Origin of the sequence: Brachybacterium phenoliresistens (assembly GCF_039530785.1) — a bacterium.
Lineage (GTDB): Bacteria > Actinomycetota > Actinomycetes > Actinomycetales > Dermabacteraceae > Brachybacterium > Brachybacterium phenoliresistens.
Map to the genome: position 1 here is coordinate 13,748 of NZ_BAAAOW010000002.1, position 18,298 is coordinate 32,045.

16 protein-coding genes and 1 tRNA gene are annotated in these 18,298 nt (G+C 72.7%); 10 read left to right on the forward strand and 7 right to left on the reverse strand.

All coding sequences use genetic code 11. The features are described from left to right. Positions 1 to 151 precede the first annotated feature (151 nt). Together ABD234_RS04385 and ABD234_RS04390 are read right to left on the reverse strand one after the other, a co-directional pair. Entirely contained in the window at positions 152 to 790 is a 639-nt protein-coding gene (locus tag ABD234_RS04385) for a 2'-5' RNA ligase family protein (protein ID WP_038372284.1), read from the reverse strand. A 99-nt stretch (positions 791 to 889) separates the two neighbouring features. Further along, positions 890 to 963: transfer RNA gene (locus ABD234_RS04390), tRNA-Gly, on the reverse strand. Between the two features lie 101 nt (positions 964 to 1,064). On the opposite strand from ABD234_RS04390, the gene dcd reads away from it, so the two are divergent. Together dcd and ABD234_RS04400 are read left to right on the forward strand one after the other, a co-directional pair. Beyond that, complete coding sequence (gene dcd / locus ABD234_RS04395; RefSeq protein ID WP_038372285.1) at positions 1,065 to 1,658, forward strand: dCTP deaminase; 594 nt, start codon at positions 1,065 to 1,067, stop codon at positions 1,656 to 1,658. Position 1,659: 1 nt separating this feature from the next. Beyond that, positions 1,660 to 2,496, forward strand: a complete 837-nt coding sequence (locus ABD234_RS04400) for a hypothetical protein (protein ID WP_232226302.1) — start codon at positions 1,660 to 1,662, stop codon at positions 2,494 to 2,496. Between the two features lie 5 nt (positions 2,497 to 2,501). Here the strand turns inward: ABD234_RS04400 and ABD234_RS04405 are convergent, their stop codons facing one another. Further along, positions 2,502 to 3,860 (reverse strand): MFS transporter, encoded by a 1,359-nt coding sequence (locus ABD234_RS04405; RefSeq protein WP_051486796.1) that lies wholly within the window; start codon positions 3,858 to 3,860, stop codon positions 2,502 to 2,504. Between the two features lie 590 nt (positions 3,861 to 4,450). Between ABD234_RS04405 and ABD234_RS04410 the strand changes: the two genes are divergently transcribed. From ABD234_RS04410 to mnhG, 6 genes are read left to right on the forward strand one after another with little or no spacing between them, the layout of a single operon-like run. Further along, positions 4,451 to 7,381: a Na+/H+ antiporter subunit A gene (locus tag ABD234_RS04410; RefSeq protein ID WP_038372287.1), complete on the forward strand. Its 2,931-nt coding sequence runs from the start codon at positions 4,451 to 4,453 to the stop codon at positions 7,379 to 7,381. Beyond that, positions 7,371 to 7,949 (forward strand): Na(+)/H(+) antiporter subunit C, encoded by a 579-nt coding sequence (locus ABD234_RS04415; protein ID WP_051486798.1) that lies wholly within the window; start codon positions 7,371 to 7,373, stop codon positions 7,947 to 7,949. The genes ABD234_RS04410 and ABD234_RS04415 overlap by 11 nt, the downstream gene beginning before the upstream one ends. After that, on the forward strand, positions 7,946 to 9,526 hold the full coding sequence (locus ABD234_RS04420; RefSeq protein WP_038372289.1) for a Na+/H+ antiporter subunit D: 1,581 nt from the start codon (positions 7,946 to 7,948) through the stop codon (positions 9,524 to 9,526). Before ABD234_RS04415 ends, ABD234_RS04420 begins: the two co-directional genes overlap by 4 nt. Continuing rightward, positions 9,523 to 10,059 (forward strand): Na+/H+ antiporter subunit E, encoded by a 537-nt coding sequence (locus tag ABD234_RS04425; protein ID WP_051486799.1) that lies wholly within the window; start codon positions 9,523 to 9,525, stop codon positions 10,057 to 10,059. The genes ABD234_RS04420 and ABD234_RS04425 overlap by 4 nt, the downstream gene beginning before the upstream one ends. Continuing rightward, positions 10,056 to 10,691 carry an MrpF/PhaF family protein gene (locus tag ABD234_RS04430; RefSeq protein ID WP_051486800.1) on the forward strand — a complete coding sequence of 212 codons (636 nt, stop codon included), beginning with the start codon at positions 10,056 to 10,058 and terminating at the stop codon, positions 10,689 to 10,691. The genes ABD234_RS04425 and ABD234_RS04430 overlap by 4 nt, the downstream gene beginning before the upstream one ends. Next, positions 10,688 to 11,278 carry a monovalent cation/H(+) antiporter subunit G gene (gene mnhG / locus ABD234_RS04435; RefSeq protein WP_038372290.1) on the forward strand — a complete coding sequence of 197 codons (591 nt, stop codon included), beginning with the start codon at positions 10,688 to 10,690 and terminating at the stop codon, positions 11,276 to 11,278. Before ABD234_RS04430 ends, mnhG begins: the two co-directional genes overlap by 4 nt. Before the next feature lie 72 nt (positions 11,279 to 11,350). Here mnhG and ABD234_RS04440 read toward each other — a convergent pair whose 3' ends face one another. The 4 genes from ABD234_RS04440 to ABD234_RS04455 all read right to left on the reverse strand — a co-directional run bounded on the left by ABD234_RS04440 (position 11,351) and on the right by ABD234_RS04455 (position 15,719). Next, positions 11,351 to 13,027, reverse strand: coding sequence for a formate--tetrahydrofolate ligase (locus tag ABD234_RS04440; RefSeq protein WP_038372291.1), 1,677 nt, complete (start codon positions 13,025 to 13,027; stop codon positions 11,351 to 11,353). Between the two features lie 143 nt (positions 13,028 to 13,170). Then, complete coding sequence (locus ABD234_RS04445) at positions 13,171 to 13,815, reverse strand: hypothetical protein (RefSeq protein WP_038372292.1); 645 nt, start codon at positions 13,813 to 13,815, stop codon at positions 13,171 to 13,173. Positions 13,816 to 13,834: 19 nt separating this feature from the next. Further along, a complete protein-coding gene (locus ABD234_RS04450) occupies positions 13,835 to 14,530 on the reverse strand; it encodes a FadR/GntR family transcriptional regulator (protein ID WP_038372293.1) in 696 nt (231 codons plus the stop codon). A 58-nt stretch (positions 14,531 to 14,588) separates the two neighbouring features. Further along, positions 14,589 to 15,719 (reverse strand): L-talarate/galactarate dehydratase, encoded by a 1,131-nt coding sequence (locus tag ABD234_RS04455; RefSeq protein WP_038372294.1) that lies wholly within the window; start codon positions 15,717 to 15,719, stop codon positions 14,589 to 14,591. Between the two features lie 209 nt (positions 15,720 to 15,928). Here ABD234_RS04455 and ABD234_RS04460 point away from each other — a divergent pair, with 209 nt between their 5' ends. Continuing rightward, complete coding sequence (locus ABD234_RS04460; protein WP_051486801.1) at positions 15,929 to 16,924, forward strand: 5-dehydro-4-deoxyglucarate dehydratase; 996 nt, start codon at positions 15,929 to 15,931, stop codon at positions 16,922 to 16,924. Further along, entirely contained in the window at positions 16,921 to 18,255 is a 1,335-nt protein-coding gene (locus ABD234_RS04465; protein ID WP_344354295.1) for an enolase C-terminal domain-like protein, read from the forward strand. Before ABD234_RS04460 ends, ABD234_RS04465 begins: the two co-directional genes overlap by 4 nt. Positions 18,256 to 18,298: the final 43 nt, after the last annotated feature.

The following is an 18,298-nucleotide window of genomic DNA, read 5'->3' on the forward strand; positions in this document are numbered from 1 at the left end:
TCGTCGGGCCTGCCGATCCCGGCGCCCGAGGTCGCCCGCCCGGCCCTTCCGCGCGAACCTGTCCGCTCCGACCTGTCTGCTGGGACCTGTCTGCTGGGGCCTGTCCGCTGGGACCTATCTGCTCGGGACCTGTCCGTTCGGACTTGTCCGCTCAGACTGCTCCGAGCGGGACCTCGGCGACCGTCTCCCATTCGTACATGCGGCGATCACGGTGCATCCGGATCAGCGAGACGCTGCGATAGGTCGCGGGGGCCGGCTCATCGGGCTCCGCCGCCTCGCACGCGGCGCGGATCGGGGCCGCGTCCGCCGGAGCGTTGCTGTAGGCGATCGAGACGTGCGGCCGGAAGGGAGGCGCCTCGTCCTCCGGGACGCCGAGGGCCTCTGCCGTCCCGGCGCGCAGCTCCTGGACGAGGGCGGCGAAGGGGGCCGGATCCTCGGGCAGGAGCATCACCCCCTCCCGTCCGACGTAGGAGGGGCCGAACGCCGCGGAGATCGGGGCGAGTCGGCGAAGGCGCCGCGTGACCTTGTCGACCACCTGATCCCGGTCGGCCGGTTCCACGTCCTGCACGTGCCCGACCCCGTGCAGGGTCATGTGCAGCCACGGATCCGGGATCGGGTCGAGGGTGGAGAAGGCGCGCACGGCGCCCCGGAGCGTCCCGGCCAGGGAGACCAGCGCCGGCTGGTCCTCCTGGGTGAGGTGCCACGCGTAGAAGCGGGTGCCGACCTGCCAGCCGGGCCGCCACCACCAGTGGTCGGCCATGGTGGTGTGACGGGGGTACTGCGCGGTCATCGGCCGTCCTTCCTCGGGGCGTCGACGGGATGCGCCCCGTGACGACGAAGGCCCCGGATCCGGCGTCTGCCGGTCGGGGCCTTCGGTGCTGCTCGCAGCTGGAGCGGGTGACGGGAATCGAACCCGCGCTGTCAGCTTGGGAAGCTGAAGTTCTACCATTGAACTACACCCGCGAACTCGCCCACTGTAGCGCGAGCCGAGGCCGGAGTGGAAATCGGGCGGCCGCCGCGTGAGACCGATGACTCGCCCAGCGCGGTGAGGCTAGGCTGGGCGGGTGCTGTTGAGCGATCGTGACATCCGGGCCGAGATCGACGGGGACCGCGTGCGCCTCGATCCCTATGACGAGGCGATGATCCAGCCCGCCTCGGTGGACGTGCGCATCGACCGCTACTTCCGGCTCTTCGACAACCACCGGTACGCCATGATCGACCCGGCGGAGCACCAGGAGTCCCTGACCCGCGTGGTCGCCGTCGATCCCGACGAGCCGTACATGCTGCACCCGGGGGAGTTCGTCCTCGCCTCCACATACGAGCAGGTCACCCTGCCGGAGGACATCGCGGCCCGGCTCGAGGGCAAGAGCTCGCTGGGCCGCCTGGGGCTGCTGACGCACTCGACCGCCGGCTTCATCGACCCGGGGTTCAGCGGCCACATCACGCTGGAGCTGTCGAACATGGCGACCCTGCCCGTGGCCCTGTGGCCGGGCATGAAGATCGGCCAGCTGTGCTTCTTCCGCCTCTCGAGCCCGTCCGAGCGGCCGTACGGATCCGAGGGGAACCTCAACCGCTACCTGGGGCAGCGCGGCCCGACGGCCTCACGCTCCTGGCAGAACTTCCACCGCACCCGGATCCCCCTGGACGAGGAGCTCTGACATGACCTCTCTTCCGGAGAGCACCGAGACCCCGCAGCGCGAGGCCGAGCTCCGCATGACGGCCCACCGTCTGCAGCTGCCGCGCTCGACGAACCCGCAGGACATCCTCGCGATGGTGCGCAACGTGCGCCCGGAAGCCGAGCTGAGCGACGGCGTCCTCGACCTCGGCGAGGGAGCCCGCCTCGTCCAGGACACCGACCCGCGGCGCGGCGGCCGATGGAGCATCGAGGTCCCGCGGGTCCGCGAGGATCCGCTGCCGGCCGGCATGACCGACTCCCACGGGTACGCCGCCGCGTTCCCGGACGGGATGCCCTTCGGCGTGGAGCGCGAGGTGCTGGACCTGTGCTGGTCCCTGGGCCGGCGGCTGTTCGGCGCGGTCGTCACCGATTCCGGGGTGCGTCTGGAACCGCATCCCCATCAGGTGCGCGATCTGATCGTGGTGAGCCCGCACCGGGTGGACAACGTCTCCCTGGCCGAGCTGCTCGCGAACATCGAGAAGGAGATCTCCGTCGTCGGCTCGCCGGAGAAGACCGCGCCGCGCTACGCGCTCACGGTCCCGCTGGGCGACGACGAGATCCAGGTCCGGGTGGGGGAGCGGTCGCGACCGGTCGCCCTGCGCGAGCAGCGATGGATCGCGACGTCCTCGGACTACGAGATCGTGCACGTCACGGCGGATCCCGAGGAGGACGCCATCGCCGCTCCCGATGCGGCGACGCAGGCGCGGTGGGCGGAGGCCTACGCCCGGATCGGGCGCATCGCCGCGGTGCTCGTCGAGAACGTCGGCGGCTATGTGATCGACCGCGAGGGCTTCCTGGTGGCCCCCTCCGACCTGGCCTGACCCGCTCAGGCGGCCCGGGGCGCGGGCCGGCCGGCCGCGCCCAGCCGGATCGGGAGGAAGGCCAGCAGCCCCAGCGCCATCACGACGATGATCCCGAGGATCCCCAGCCGCGTCTGGCCGAGCACGGCCACGGAGAGCGAGAACGCGCCGGTGCCCAGGAATCCGAGGGCCCGCCCCGTGGTCGCGTACAGGCCGAAGTTCTCCGTCTCCCGACCGGGCAGCGACAGCCGGGTCAGCAGGTTCCGCGAGGCGGACTGCACCGGTCCCACGAACAGGCTGATCGCCAGCCCCGCGGCCCAGAACGCGGCCTTGGCGTCGAAGGCCAGGACCACCACGCCCAGCGAGATCACGCCCAGGCAGCCGGCGATGATCACGGGCCGCGGCCCGAAGCGGTCGTCGAGCTTGCCGCCGAGGTACACGCCGAACCCGGCGACGAGGTTCGCGGAGATCCCGAAGATGATCACCTCGACCGTCGAGAAGCCGTAGGCGATCGCGGCGAGCACCCCGGCGACGGAGAACACCGCCCCCAGCCCGTCGCGGTAGACGGCCGAGGCCACCAGGTACTGCAGCATCACCGGTTCGTCGCGGAACGCCCGAACCACCCGCGTGATGATGGAGGCGTAGCCCTGCCAGGGGGTCCACCGCTGACCGGCCGCCCGCGCCGGATGCCGCGGCGCCCACAGCATCAGCGGCAGCGTGCCCACCAGGATCCAGGCGGCGACGAACAGCGGGATGGCCCGCAGGTTCCAGCCGGCCTCGTCGGTGATGCCCAGCAGCCCGGTGCCCGGCATCACGAACAGCACGAGCACCAGCCCCAGGCACACGATCGACCCCCAGTAGCCGATGGCCCATGCCGTGCCCGAGACGCGCCCGCGCGTGGCGGGGGTCGAGACCTCCGGCAGCACCGAGTTCACGAACACGCCGGCGAGCTCGGAGAACACCACCGCCAGGGCGATGAGCACGGCACCGAGGGTCAGGTAGTCGGCATCCAGGGCGACCAGCGGCATCAGGGCCACGGTGACCACGGTGAGGATCGTGGTGATGCGCAGCAGGGCGTTGCGGGCGCCGCCGGCATCGGCGAGGTTGCCCAGCAGCGGGGCCAGCAGCGCCACGGCGACCGCCCCGGCGGCCTGCCAGGCCGTGAGGACCTGCGAACCGTGGTCCTGCGCGGCGGTGATCGCCTGCTCGCCCACCGCGCCCTCCGCCGCGACGGCGCTGGTCACGTACGTGGCGAAGACGAAGGTGAGGATCACCGAGCTGAACGCGGACATGCCGCCGTCCCACAGGGCGAAGGAGATCAGCGAACGGCGCAGCGAGGGCCGGGACACGTCGGGAGCGGCAGGATCGGCCGCGGACGGGGACATGCGCCCACTCTACGGAAGCCCGGGAGTCCGCCGCGCCGCCACGGCGAGGTCGTCGCCGAGTCGTCGCCGCGGGGAGTCGGCGCCCGGGTCGCCATCGCGGGGAGTCGTTGCCGAGGGGTCGTCGCTGCAAGTCGGCGCCGAGTCGTCGTCGCTGCGTGCCGGTGCCGCTGCGTTCCGGAGCTGCTTCGTGTCGGCGGCGCTGCGGGGCCGGCGCAGGGGAGGCGGGACGGCCTGCTCGGCACCGAGCCCCGGTGCAGCGTCCCTGCGCGATCCGTCGGAGTGATTCCGTCGCTACCTCGCGGGGAAGCGACGCGATCACTCCGAGCGTTTGCGTAGCGACGACTTCACTCCGATCGTTTCCGCGGATCGGGAGACGGGGCGGGTCGGGAGACTGCGCGGGGCGGGTCGGGAAACTTCACGGTCCGGGGCGCGATGCCGGTGACGCGCGGCGGGTCGCGAGACCGGGCGGGGCTGGCAGGACCGGAGGTCACGGAGATGTCGCGGCGACGGGTCCCCAGGTGGCGCGGAGGAGCGGGCCGATAAGATCGTCGTGCCCCTTCCCTTGCCCCCTGGACATGGACGGAAGACGCGTGATCCCGATCCTTCTCGCGCACCTGGTCGCGGCCCTGCTCGGCCCGTTGCTGGTGCGGAGGCTCGGCCGGAACGCCTTCTACCCCCTGGCCCTCGTGCCGGCGGGGTCGGCGGCGTGGGCCGCGACCCTCGACCCCCGCGCGCTGGCGGACGCCCCGCGCACCGTCGAGATCCCCTGGATCCCGCAGCTGGGCATGAACGTCTCCTTCACCCTCGACGTGCTGGGCTGGGTGATGCTGCTGATCGCCTCGGGGATCGGGGCGCTCGTTCTCGTCTACTGCGCGCGCTACTTCAAGGACACGGAACCGGGACTGGGACGCTTCGCGGGACTGCTGACCGCCTTCGCCGGGGCGATGGTGGGCCTGGTGCTCGCGGACGACGTCATGGTCCTCTACATCTTCTGGGAGCTGACCACGGTCTTCTCCTACCTGCTCATCGGCCATTACGCCGACAAGCAGGCCTCGCGCCGCGCCGCCATGAACGCGCTGATCTCCACCACCCTCGGCGGGCTGGCCATGCTGGTGGGCCTGCTGATGCTGGGCGCCGAGGCGGGCACGCTGAGCATCGGGGGCATCCTCGCCGACGACATGTGGGCGAGCCCCGGCCCTCTCGTGGTGACCGCCCTGCTGCTGGTGGTGGCCGGGGCGGCGTCGAAGTCGGCGCTGGTGCCGACGCATTTCTGGCTCCCCGGGGCGATGGCCGCGCCGACTCCCGTCTCGGCGTACCTCCACGCCGCGGCGATGGTGAAGGCAGGGGTGTACCTGATCCTGCGCCTGGCCCCGGCGCTCGGCCAGGTCGAGGCGGTCGGCGCGCTCGTCGCGGCGCTCGGCGCGATCACCATGGTCGTCGGCGGCTGGCGCGCCCTGCGCCAGCACGACATCAAGCTGCTGCTCGCCTACGGGACCGTCTCCCAGCTGGGCTTCCTCTGCGCCGTCGCGGCGCTGGCGACCCGTGAGGCGGTGCTGGCGGCGCTGGCCATGATGGTCGCCCACGCCGTGTTCAAGGCGCCCCTGTTCATGGTCGTGGGCATCATCGACAAGAAGTGCGGCACCCGGGACCTGCGGGTCCTGTCCGGGGTCGGGAGGGCGGCCCCCGTCGTCGCGGTGATCGGCACCGTCTCGGCCGCGTCGATGGCCGCCGTCCCGCCGCTGTTCGGGTTCGTCGCCAAGGAGGCCCTGTACACGGCGCTGTGGGAGGGCGGCACCGGTCCGCGCATGCTGCTGCTGGCCCTGGTCGCCGGCTCGATCCTCACCGTCGCGTACTCCTGGCGCTTCGTGCAGGGCGCCTTCGGCCGTGCCCCCGGGGCGCCCCCGGTCGCCCGCCCTGCCGTCCCCGTGCTGTTCTGGCTCCCGCCGGCCGTGATCGCCGTGCTCAGCATCGGCCTGACCGTCCTGGCCCATCCGCTCGAGGGGATCCTGCGCGGATTCTCGGACGCCCTGCCGGAGGCCGGGGCCGCCGTCCACCTCGCCGTCGTGCCGCACCTGGGCGTCCCGCTGCTGGCCAGCGCCGTGACCCTGGGCGCCGGAGCCCTGCTGGCCGGGCTCGCCCGCCCGGTCGAGAACCTCCAGCACGCGATCTCGCCGCAGCGCTGGGGGACGGGCCGGGCCGCCGATCTCGTCGATGCCGAGCGCGGCTTCCGGCGGCTGATGCGCGGGGTGGACGCCCTGGCCGTCGCCGTGACCCCGCTGTTCCAGCGAGGCTCCCTGCCGATGACGCTGGGCACCATGCTGCTCGTGCTCATCGCCGTCGCCGCGCCGGTCGCGATGCTGCGCGCCCCGCTGCCGGACAACCTGGTGGTGTTCCACCACCCGATCGAGGTCGGCCTGCTGGTGCTCGCCGTGGTCGCGGCCATCGGCGCGGCCCGCGCCCGCCGTCGCCTGCGGGCCGTCTTCCTCATCTCGGTCACCGGGTACGTCGCGGCCGTGTACTTCCTGCTCGCCGGCGCCCCGGACGTGGCCACCACCCAGATCCTGGTCGAGACGATCATGACGGTGGTGCTCGTGCTGGTGCTGCGCCGCCTGCCGATCCACTTCTCGCGCCGCCCGCTGCGCCTGGACCAGTGGGGCCGATGGGGCATCGCCATCGGCACCGCCGTCGTGCTGTGCGGCGTCACCCTGTACGCGGCCGATGCTCGCTACCTCGACCCGCTGGGGCCGGGCCTCATCGAGACGGCGTACACCATCGGCGGCGGGCACAACGTCGTCAACGTGACCCTCGTCGACGCCCGCGTCTGGGACACGATGGGGGAGATCTCGGTGCTCCTGGTGGTCGCCACCGGCGTCGCCTCGCTCATCTTCATCACCCGGCGCGAGCAGCGCATCACGCGCATCCGCGAGGAGGACGAGCACCTGACCATCTGGCGGCGGCGCAGCGACTCCGACCTGCCGCGCAACGTGCTGCGCTTCTACGCGGGGGAGCAGGAGGAGACCGGCAACCGGTGGCGCACGTGGCTCTCGGCCGGGCGCACCCTCGCCCCGGAGCGACGCCTGGTGGTCGTCGAGGTGATCACCCGCATCAGCTTTCCGCTGATGATGATGTTCTCCGTGTACCTGCTGATGGCCGGGCACAACCTGCCCGGCGGCGGTTTCGCCGGCGGTCTCGTCGCGGGCCTCGCGATCACGATGCGCTATCTCGCCGGCGGCCGCTACGAGCTGTCGGAGGCGGTGCCCGTCCAGGCCGGCCTGGTGCTGGGGGTCGGGATGGCGGTCGCGGTCGGGGCCGGGGTCCTGCCGCTGCTGCTGGGCGGCACCTTCTTCGCCACCGCCACCCCGGTGGTCCACGTGCCCGTGCTGGGGGAGCTGCACTTCCCCAGCGCCCTCATCTTCGACATCGGCGTGTACCTCGTCGTGCTCGGGGTCGTCCTCGACATCCTGCGCAGCCTCGGCTCGCAGATCGACCGCCAGCAGGAGGCCGAGTCCGATGCCCGTTAGCCTCATGCTCCTGCTGACCGCCGGCGTGCTCATCGCCTGCGGGGTGTACCTGATCCTCGAGCGCACGCTCACGCGGATCATCCTCGGCATCGTGCTCGCCGGCAACGGCGTGAACCTGCTGTTCATCGTCGCGGCCGGCCGCCCCGGGAAGCCGCCCTTCGAGGGCACGGCCCCGGCCGAGGACATGACCGACCCGCTGCCCTTCGCCATGGTGCTCACGGCCATCGTCATCACGCTGGGGATCACCGCCTTCGGGGTCGCCCTGTCCTACCGGGCCTGGCAGCTGTTCGGCCACGACGAGGTCCCCGACGACGTCGAGGACCGCCGGGTGCTGCGCCGCAGCCAGCGCCGCAGCGGCATGGACGAGGACCCCGAGGATCCCGGCTCGCAGGGCCTGTCGGAGGAGAGCCGGCGCGGAGCCCTGCTGCACTCCCAGGGCCACCGGGCCCGCCGCGACCCCCTCGGCACCGACCTCTCCGGCGCCGAGGACGCCCCCCAGGACTACACCGAGGCCGACGAGCGCGAGGACGTGCGCCGCGGCCGCGAGACGGAAGCAGGTGGCCGATGAGCGCGGACATGCTCCTGGCCCTGCCCGTCATGCTGCCCCTGATGGGCGCCGCGATGGCGCTCCTGCTGCGCCACCATGCGCGACTGCAGATGTGGGTCTCCATCCTCACCCTGGTCGCGATCCTCGCCTCGGCGCTGGTGATGGCGCGCAGCGTGCTCGAGGTGGGGATCCTCGTGCTGCAGATCGGCCGCTGGACGCCGCAGCTGGGCATCGTGCTGGTCGCGGACCGGCTGACGGTGATCATGCTGGTGGTCTCCAGCGTCGTCACCCTGGCGGTGCTGGTCTACTCCAGCGCGCAGACGGTCTCCGAATCCGCGGAGAAGACGCCGGTGGCCATCTACCACCCGACCTACCTGGTGCTGGTGGCCGGGGTCTGCAACGCCTTCCTGGCCGGGGACCTGTTCAACCTGTACGTCGGCTTCGAGGTGCTGCTGGCCTCGAGCTATGTGCTGCTGACCCTGGGCGGCTCCGCCTCGCGGATCCGCGCGGCGACGACCTACGTGATCGTCTCCCTGCTCAGCTCGGTGATCTTCCTGGCCGGCATCGCCGCGGTGTACGCCGCCGTGGGCACCGTGAACCTCGCCGAGCTCGCCGTGCGGCTGGACGGCCTGGCCCCCGGCACCCGCATGACGCTCGAGCTGGTGCTGCTGGTGGCCTTCGCGATCAAGGCGGCGATCTTCCCGCTGAGCGCCTGGCTGCCGGACTCCTACCCGACCGCGCCCGCCCCGGTCACCGCCGTCTTCGCGGGACTGCTCACGAAGGTCGGCATCTACGCGATCATCCGCCTGGAGACGCTGCTGTTCCCCGCCTCCCAGACCTCGACGCTGCTGCTGGTGGCGGCGGGCCTGAGCCTCGTGGTGGGGATCCTCGGCGCGGTCGCGCAGACGGACCTCAAGCGCGTGCTGTCCTTCACCCTGGTCTCGCACATGGGGTTCATGCTCTTCGGCATCGGCATGAGCACCCGCCTGTCGATGGGCACGACCATCTACTACGTCGCCCACCACATCACCGTGCAGTCCACCCTGTTCCTCGCCGCGGGGCTGATCGAGCAGCGCGGCGGCACCACCAACCTGGGGCGCCTGGGAGGCCTGGCGAAGCTCGCCCCCGTCATCGCGGTGCTGTTCTTCATCCCGGCCATGAACCTCTCCGGGATCCCTCCGCTGTCGGGGTTCATCGGCAAGGTCGGCCTGATCGAGGCGGGCATCCGCGTGGACACCCCCGCCTCCTGGACCCTGGTCGCGATCAGCGCGATCACGAGCCTGCTCACGCTGTACGCGATCGCGAAGATCTGGAACCGCGCCTTCTGGCAGGAGCCCGAGGAGGACTTCGTCCAGGGCCTCGCCCCGGTGCCGCGGGTGATGACGGGGGCGACCGCCGCCCTGGTCGGCGCCTCGCTGCTGCTGACCGTGTTCGCCGGCCCCCTCATCGACTTCGCCGACGACGCCGGCCGCGCGGTCCTCGAGCGCACCCCGTACGTGAGCGCGGTGCTCGGGGACGAGGCCGCCGCCGAGCTCGTCTACCGCATCGGCGACGAGGGCGAGAAGATCGGCGACGGCGACGAGGAGGTGCAGCGGTGAACCGGCGCCTGCGGGACCTCCCGCTGAACTGGCTGGGCCTGACCGCCTCGATCGGGTTCTGGTGCCTGCTCTGGGGCGGGGTGGATGCCAAGAACGTCCTCGGCGGGCTGGCGGTCGCCCTGCTCGTGTTCGTCCTGTTCCCGATGCCGCCGACCGGCCGCGAGATCACGGTGCGCCCGCTCGCGCTGATCATCTGCCTCGGCCGGTTCCTGGCGGACATCGTGGTCTCCTCGGTGCAGGTGGCCTGGTACGCGGTGCGCCCGGGGCCGCAGCCGCCCAGCGCGGTGATCGCCGTCCCGCTGGCCTCGCGCTCGGACCTGTTCCTCACCGGGACGGCCATGCTCGCCACCCTGATCCCCGGGTCCGTGATCGTCGAGGCGCAGCGCTCCACCGGCACCCTGTTCCTGCACGTGATCGGGGCCCGCACCGCCGAGGACGCGGAGCGGGCGCGCCGGCGCGTGCTCGCCCAGGAGCGCCGACTGCTGCGGGCCCTGGCTCGCCGCGACATCCTCGAGGAGGCGGGACTGGCATGAGCGCCGTGGACCTGACCCTGACCGTCCTGGCGGCGCTGCTGGTGCTCGCCGCCCTGCCGACCGTGCATCGCATGATCGTCGGCCCCACCATCCTGGACCGCACCGTCGCCACAGACATGCTAGTGGTGCTCGTGGTGCTGGGCCTGGCCCTGTACTCCGCGGCGACCGGCACGACCTGGGCGGTGACCTCGATGCTCGCCCTGACCGCCTTCGCCTTCGTCGCCACGGTCGCGGTCGCCCGGTTCGTCGCCCGCGAGGAGCCGCGCGGCGCCCGCGCCCGCGCCCTGCATCCCGCGGGGCGGGGCGGGACGATGACCGCGCAGCACGATGCGATCCATCCGGAGATCGCGGAGATCGCGGAGACGGCGGAGGGACGCGAGGGCTCGGCGCCCGCCGATCCGGAGGAGCCGGGCTCTCCCGGCGACGGCCGGGACACGACCCTGTGGGACCAGGACCACGCGGACTGGTCCGCTGCGCGCGCCCACCCGGCCGGGATCGACGCGGAGGACGAGTCCCCGTCGGCGGATGCGCTGGCCGATGCCCTCGACAGGGACGGCGCCGGCGGCGGCTCCTCCGGAGCGGATGGTCCCGACGCCGCCTCGGACGAGCAGCAGGGCGGTGATCGCCGATGACCGCCGGGGATCTGGTGGCGCTCGTGCTGATCGGCCTGGGCGTGGTGCTCGCGGTGATCGCCGCGATCGGCCTGCACCGCTTCGACGATCCGCTCACGCGGATGCACGCGACCTCGAAGCCGCAGACCCTCGGGCTCATGCTGGTCCTCGCCGGGGCCGCGCTGATGGGCCGGTCCTGGGCCGGGGCCGGCATGATGCTGCTGGTCCTGCTCGCCCAGATGGTGACCGTCCCCGTGGCGAGCACCATGGTCGGCCGCGCGGCCTTCCGCCGCGGGTTCGTGCGCGGCGGGCAGTACGCGATCGACGAGCTGACCCCGCGCCTGGCCACGGCCGATGACGTGGACGACGACGAGGACGGCTTCCTGGACGAGTACGTGCCCGCCGTCGAGGAGGGCTCCGCCGCCGATCAGGACCGCTTCCCGGAGAACGTCGTCGCCTCCGAGACGTCCGCCGCGGACCTCACCACGATCCGCAACTGGGCGGAGCCCGAGCCCGAGGAGCTCGCCGCCGGCGAGGACGCCCTGGACGTCGACATCGACGACGAGACGGAGCTCGAGGCCGAGCAGCTCGCCGAGCAGGACCGCTGAGCCCGGCCCGCGGCCTGTCGGGACCTGGCCGCGGCCTGCCGGGACCTGCCCGCGGCCTGTCGGGACCTGCGCTCAGAACAGGCCGACGGCCCGACCCTGCGCGTCCACGCCCATCCGCAGGGCGGCCGGCTCCCGCGGCAGCCCGGGCATGGTCATGATCGACCCGGTCAGCGCCACCACGAAGCCCGCGCCGATCTTCGGCACGAGGTCCCGCACGTGCAGGGTGTGCCCGCGCGGAGCGCCGAGCCGGGACGCATCGTCGGAGAAGGAGTACTGGGTCTTGGCGACGCAGACCGGCAGGGTGTCCCAGCCGTTGCGCTGGAGCCGCCGCAGGGCCGCCGGGGCGGCATCGACGTACTGCACCTCGGCGGCGCCGTAGATCTCGGTGGCGATGGTGCGCAGGGACGCCTCGATGCCCTCGGCCGGGTCGTACAGCGGATGGAAGTCGCGGCCGCCCCCGGCGGCGATGACCTCGAGGACCTGCTCGGCGACGGCGACGCCGCCGCTGCCGCCCTCGGCCCAGACCTCGCTGAGCGCGGCGCGCAGCCCCTGCTCGCGGGCCCAGCCGAGCATCGCGTCGAGCTCGGCCTCGGTGTCTGTGGGGAAGCGGTTCAGGGCGATCACCGGCTCGAGGCCGAAGCGGCGGATGTTCTCGGCATGGCGAGCCAGGTTCTCGGCGCCGCGCAGGGCGGCCTCGACGTCCTCGGCGGCGAGATCGCCCTGGGCGACGCCGCCGTGCATCTTCAGCGCCCGGACGGTCGCGACGAGCACCACGGCGTCGGGGCGCAGGCCCCCGGTGCGGGCCTTGATGTCCAGGAACTTCTCGGCCCCGAGGTCGGATCCGAACCCCGCCTCGGTGACCGTGACCTCGGCGAGGGAGGTCGCCAGCCGGGTGGCGACGAGGGAGTTGCAGCCGTGGGCGATGTTCGCGAACGGCCCGCCGTGGACGAGGGCCGGCGTCCCGCCGAGGGTCTGGACCAGGTTCGGACGGATCGCGTCCTTGAGCAGCATCGTGATGGCGCCGTCGACCTGCAGGTCCCGCACGGTGACCGGTTCGCGGGAGCGGGTCAGGCCCACGACCACGTCGCCGATGCGCCGCTGGAGGTCGGCGAGGTCCGTGGCCAGGCACAGGATGGCCATCACCTCGGAGGCGACGACGATGTCGAAGCCGTCCTCGCGGGGGACGCCCTGGCCGGGCCCGCCCAGGCCGATCACCACCTCCCGCAGCGCGCGGTCGTTGACGTCCAGCACCCGCTTCCATTGGATGCGGCGCGGGTCGATGTCCAGGGCGTTGCCCTGCTGGATGTGGTTGTCGACCAGGGCGGCGAGGGTGTTGTTCGCGATCTGGATGGCGTGGAAGTCGCCGGTGAAGTGGAGGTTGATGTCCTCCATCGGCACCACCTGGGCGTGGCCGCCGCCGGTGGCGCCGCCCTTGATGCCCATGATCGGGCCCAGCGACGGCTCGCGCAGGGCGACCATCGTCCGGTGCCCCAGCAGGCGGAAGGCATCGGCGAGGCCGACGGTCGTGGTGGACTTCCCCTCTCCGGCGGGGGTGGGGGACATGGCGGTCACCAGCACCAGTCGGCCGGGCCCGTCGCCGGGCGGGACGGCGGCGATGTCGATCTTGGCCTTGTCGGTGCCGTAGGGGATGAGCGCCGCCTCGGGGATCCCGGCGCGGCGGGCGATCTCGGTGATCGGCTGCAGGGTCGCTGCCTGGGCGATCCGGAGATCCGGGTTCTCTGCGGTCATCGGGGGTGTCTCCTTCGACTGCGAGCAGCGGGCGACGGTGCCCGCGCGGTCCGGACAGGATAGGGGACCGACCTGGTGCCCGACGAGCGTTCGCGCACAGCGCTGCGTGAACCGCAGGGGAGGGCGACGTCGCAGGGGTGCGGTCAGAGCAGACGCCTGCCTTCGCCTGATTCGATGAGTGCTTCGAGCCCTTCCGGTGCCGGCTCGTAATCGGGTTCGAGCTCCTGCCTCCACCGTGCGTACACCGCATATGCCGACAACGCTGTGCGCGGACCCGAGGGCGGTCTCAGAACAGCGAGAGCCTCCTCTGCGCGGGGGTCGAAGATCGTCGCGTAGCGATGATGGCTGCGACCGTGTTCTCGATCTGCACTGATCATGCTTTGCACGAGAGCTTCCCGCAGGATCCCAAGTGTCAGGTGCAGCCCGATGAGGTCGTTGCCGCGCCCGAAACGTACGGCCGCGAGCGCGGCGTCGAACCTGATGGCGTTGTCGATCGGTGCTCGGGGGAGTTCCGCTGATGCTCCCTGGACCGTGAGGTCGACGCGCCGACCATCGGCGAGCACCGCCCGCACGATCTGCGTCGCTCCCTCTGACGTCTCCTGGAAAGCCCAGAGAGGCGTATCGATCAGAGCCTCGAGCTCGATGGAGTCGTGGAGCGACATCGCGACATCGAGATCGCTCCATCGATCCAGAAGCTTCGGATCCGTGGCCGACCCGTACGCGGTGACCTCGGCATCGGGGAGCCGGGCCCTGAGGTGCTCGAGCAGGTCGATCTGCCAGGTGCTCATGGTCGAAGAATACGGTCCCTCAGCCGTGCCGGCCGGAGGCATCGGGCCCGGGCAGCCGGCGCCGCGAGGCGCTCAGGTGCGCGCGCATCGCGGCCGCCGCCGCGACGGGGTCCTCCTCGCGGATCGCGGCGAGGATCGCGGCGTGCTCGGCGTCCACCCGTGCGGCGTGCTCCCGGCCGCCGGCGATGCGGGCCGGGGGCATGGGCACCATGGTCGGACCCAGGTCCCGCAGCGCCGCATACAGGTAGGGGTTGCGGGAGGCGCGGGCGATGAGACCGTGGAAGGCGACGTCGGCCTGCAGGGAGTCGGCGGCCGTGGTGCCCGCGGCGCCGACGAGCGCGCGGGCGGCCTCGAGCTCCTCGAGATCCTCCGCGGTGCGGCGCCGGGCGGCGAGGGCCGCCGTCTCCGCCTCGAGCGCGCCGCGGAACTCCAGCAGCGCCGCCTGGTCCGCCGGGGCGGACTGCCCGGACCTGACCGATGCGGCCGATGCGCCCGGGTCCCGGGGCGCCGTGAGCACGTAGCTGCCGCTGCCGCGCACCGAGCGCACCAGCCCTTCGGCCCGCAGCCGCTCGAGGGCCTCGCGGACCACCGCCCGGCTCACCGCGTGCTCGCGGATCAGATGCGCCTCGCTCGGCAACCGGGACCCGGGCGCGAGCTCCCCGGTGAGGATCCTGCCGCGCAGCGCATCGGCCACCCGAGCGGACAGCGCGGTCATGATCGCCGCCCGGTCCGCCGGTCCCGCCGGACCGGGGTCCGGCGACGTCCGTCCGCGGTCATCGGGTCCCGATCGTCACGGTGTCGGTGGTCCAGGCACGGGCCTGCTCGCTGAGGGTGATGCCCAGGCCGGGACGGTCGGGCACGATCATGCGGCCGTCGCGGGTCTCCAGGCGCTCCTCGAACAGCGGGTCCAGCCAGTCGAAGTGCTCGACCCAGGTCTCTCGCGGGTAGCAGGCGGCCAGGTGCAGGTGGATCTCCATCGCGAAGTGCGGGGCGAGGTCCAGCCCCGCCTCGTCGGCCAGGGCCATCAGGCGCAGGAAGGCGGTGATCCCGCCGATGCGCGGGGCATCGGGCTGGATGATGTCGCAGGCCCGGTGGCGGATCAGCTCCGTGTGCTCGGCGACGGAGGCCAGCATCTCGCCGGTGGCGATGGGGGTGTCCAGGGCGGAGGTCAGCCGCGCGTGGCCGGCGTGGTCGTAAGCGTCCAGCGGCTCCTCGATCCACACCAGGTCCAGCTCGGACAGGATGCGGCCCATGCGCAGCGCCGTGGACCGGTCCCATTGCTGGTTGGCGTCGACCATCAGCGGCGCATCGCCGATGTGCTCGCGCACCGCGCTCGCGCGGCGGATGTCCTCCCGGTCGTCGGGCAGGCCCACCTTGATCTTGATCCCGCCGATGCCCGCGGCGAGGGAGCGCTGCGCGGCCTCGGTGACCGCCCCGATGTCGGCGTTCAGGAACCCGCCGGAGGTGTTGTAGGTGCGCACGGCGTCGCGGTGGGAGCCCAGCAGCTTCGCCAGGGGCAGGCCGGCGCGGCGGGCCTTGAGGTCGTACAGCGCCACGTCGATCGCCGCGAGCGCCTGCGGCGCGAGGCCGGAGCGGCCGACCGACGCCCCCGCCCACAGCAGCTTCGTGATCAGCTTGCCGATGTCGCTGGGATCCTCGCCGAGGGCGAGGCCGGCGACCTCCTTCGCGTGGGCGTACTGGGCGGGGCCGCCGGCCCGCTTGGAGTAGCTGAAGCCGATTCCCTCGAAGCCCTGCGCGGTGGTGATCTCCGCGAACAGCAGGACGACCTCGGTCATCGGCCTCTGCCGGCCGGTGAAGACCTTCGCATCGGAGATCGGGACCGCCAGCGGCAGGGTCACGGAGGACAGGGTGATCGCGGTGATCGCATCGGCTGCGCGGGTCATGTCGGCGCCTCTCGGCCGCGGGGCGGCAGGCTGTGTCGGACAACTCTCGGAAGCAGTCTGACAGCTCTGCGGGGCCGTCTGTCCAATGCCGGGCGGGTATCGCGTGAGTCCGAAAGGGGCTTGGACAGGCATCAGCGGCCGTTCCTAGGGTCGGGGACGCCCTCGGGAGGCCCGGCGCCTCCCCCTGACCGCACAGGAGCAGCCTCCCCATGAACCAGCTCGCGCCCCGGGACCTCGCCGCGCACCTCGCGCAGGGCCTGCTCTCCTTCCCCGTCACCGCCTTCCGGCCCGATCTCTCGGTGGACGAGGACGCCTGCCGCGAGCACATCGCCTGGCAGTCGAGCTACGACGTGGCCGGCCTGTTCGCCGCCGGCGGGACGGGGGAGGGCTTCTCCCTCGCCCCCGAGGAGACGGCCCGCGTGGTCCGCATGGCCGTGGAATCGGCACGGCCCGGGGTGCCCGTGCTCGCCTCCGCCGGCGGCGCGACCTGGCAGGCGATCCGGAACGCCGCCGATGCCCGGGCCGCCGGCGCCGCCGGGGTGCTGGTGCTGCCGCCGTATCTCACTGCCTGCGATCAGGACGGGCTGTTCGCGCACGTCTCCGCGATCTGCTCCGCGACGGACATCGGCGTGATCGTCTACAACCGCGGCACCGCGGTCTACGCCCCGGAGACCCTCGCCCGCCTCGCCGAGGCCCACGAGAACCTCATCGGCTTCAAGGACGGGATCGGCGACATCGAGCAGCTCGCCCGGGTGCACGCGCTGATGGGGGAGCGCCTGTTCCTGCTGGGCGGCCTGCCCACCGCCGAGACCTTCGCCCTGCCGCTGCTGCAGCTGGGCATGAGCACGTACTCCTCGGCGATGTTCAACTTCGCGCCCGAGTTCGCGCTGGCCTTCTACGCCGATGTGCGCGCCCAGGACCGCGCCGCGGTGACCGAGAAGCTCACCCGCTTCGTGCTGCCGTACATCACCATCCGCGACCGGGCGAAGGGCTACGGCGTCTCCATCATCAAGGCCGGGCTGCGCGCCGTCGGCCGGGACTGCGGGCCCGTCCGTCCGCCCCTGCAGGATCTGAGCGCCCGGGACCAGGCCGATCTCGCCGCCCTGATCGAGTCCGCCGGGCTCGTCCCGGGCGTCGCGGCCGATGCCTCGCCCTCGGCCGCCCCCGCATCGGTGCTCCCGGGCCCGGCGGAGGGCCGCGCATGAGCGCGCCGGCCGCCGGACCCCGGATCGCGGCGATCGAGGTGGTGCCCGTGGCCGGGCACGACTCGATGCTCCTGAACCTCTCCGGCGCCCACGCCCCCGTCTTCACCCGCACCATCGCGATCCTCACCGACAGCGACGGCCGCACGGGCCTCGGGGAGGTGCCCGGCGGCGAGGCCATCCGGGCCACCCTCGAGGACGCCGCGCCCCTGCTGCTGGGGAAGCCGGTCGCCCGCTTCCGCTCCCTGCTGCGGGAGGTCCACGCGCGCTTCGCCGCGCGCGATGCGGGCGGGCGCGGGGACCAGACCTTCGACCAGCGGATCGCGATCCACGCCGTCACCGCCCTCGAATCCGCCCTGCTGGACCTGCACGGCCAGCACCTCGGCGTCAGCGTCGCGGAGCTGCTGGGGCAGGGCCAGCAGCGCGAGAGCGTGCCGATGCTCGGCTACCTCTTCTACGTCGGGAACCCCGACCTGACGGACCTGCCCTATCGGCGCGAGGGGGAGGCCGGCGGCTGGTGGTCGCGGCGGCGCGAGGAGGCGATGACCCCGGAGTCCGTCGTCGCGCTCGCCGAGGCCGCCCTGGAGCAGTACGGCTTCCGCGACTTCAAGCTCAAGGGCGGCGTGCTGCCGGGCGAGGTCGAGGTCGAGACGGTCATCCTGCTGAAACGGCGCTTCCCGCAGGCCCGGATCACCCTGGACCCCAACGGCGGCTGGCTGCTGGCGGACGCGATCCGCCGCGGCCGGGCCATGTCGGGAGCGATCGCCTACGCCGAGGATCCCTGCGGGGCCGAGGGCCGTTTCTCCGGGCGCGAGGTGATGGCGGAGTTCCGCCGCGCCACCGGCCTGCGCACCGCCACCAACATGGTCGCGACCGACTGGCGGGAGATGGCGCACGCGGTGCGCGAGGCCTCCGTCGACATCCCGCTGGCCGATCCGCACTTCTGGACGATGGCCGGCTCCGTCCGCGTCGCCCAGCTGTGCCACGAGTTCGGCCTCACCTGGGGCTCGCACTCCAACAACCACCTCGACGTGTCGCTGGCGATGTTCACCCACGTCGGCGCGGCCGCGCCGGGGGAGATCACCGCCCTGGACACCCACTGGATCTGGCAGGACGGGCAGGGGATCACGACCGCGCCGCTGCAGATCGTCGACTCCGAGATCGCCGTGCCGACCGCGCCCGGCCTCGGCATCGAGCTGGACCGGGACCGGCTGGCCGCCGCCCATGCGCTCTACCTCGAGCACGGGCTGGGCCGTCGCGACGACGCGATCGCCATGCAGTACCTCATCGAGGGCTGGAGCTTCGACCCCAAGCGCCCCGCGATGGTCCGCTGAGCGGCCCGAGGGGTCGCCGCGGCCCGCCACGGGGGCGCTCCGC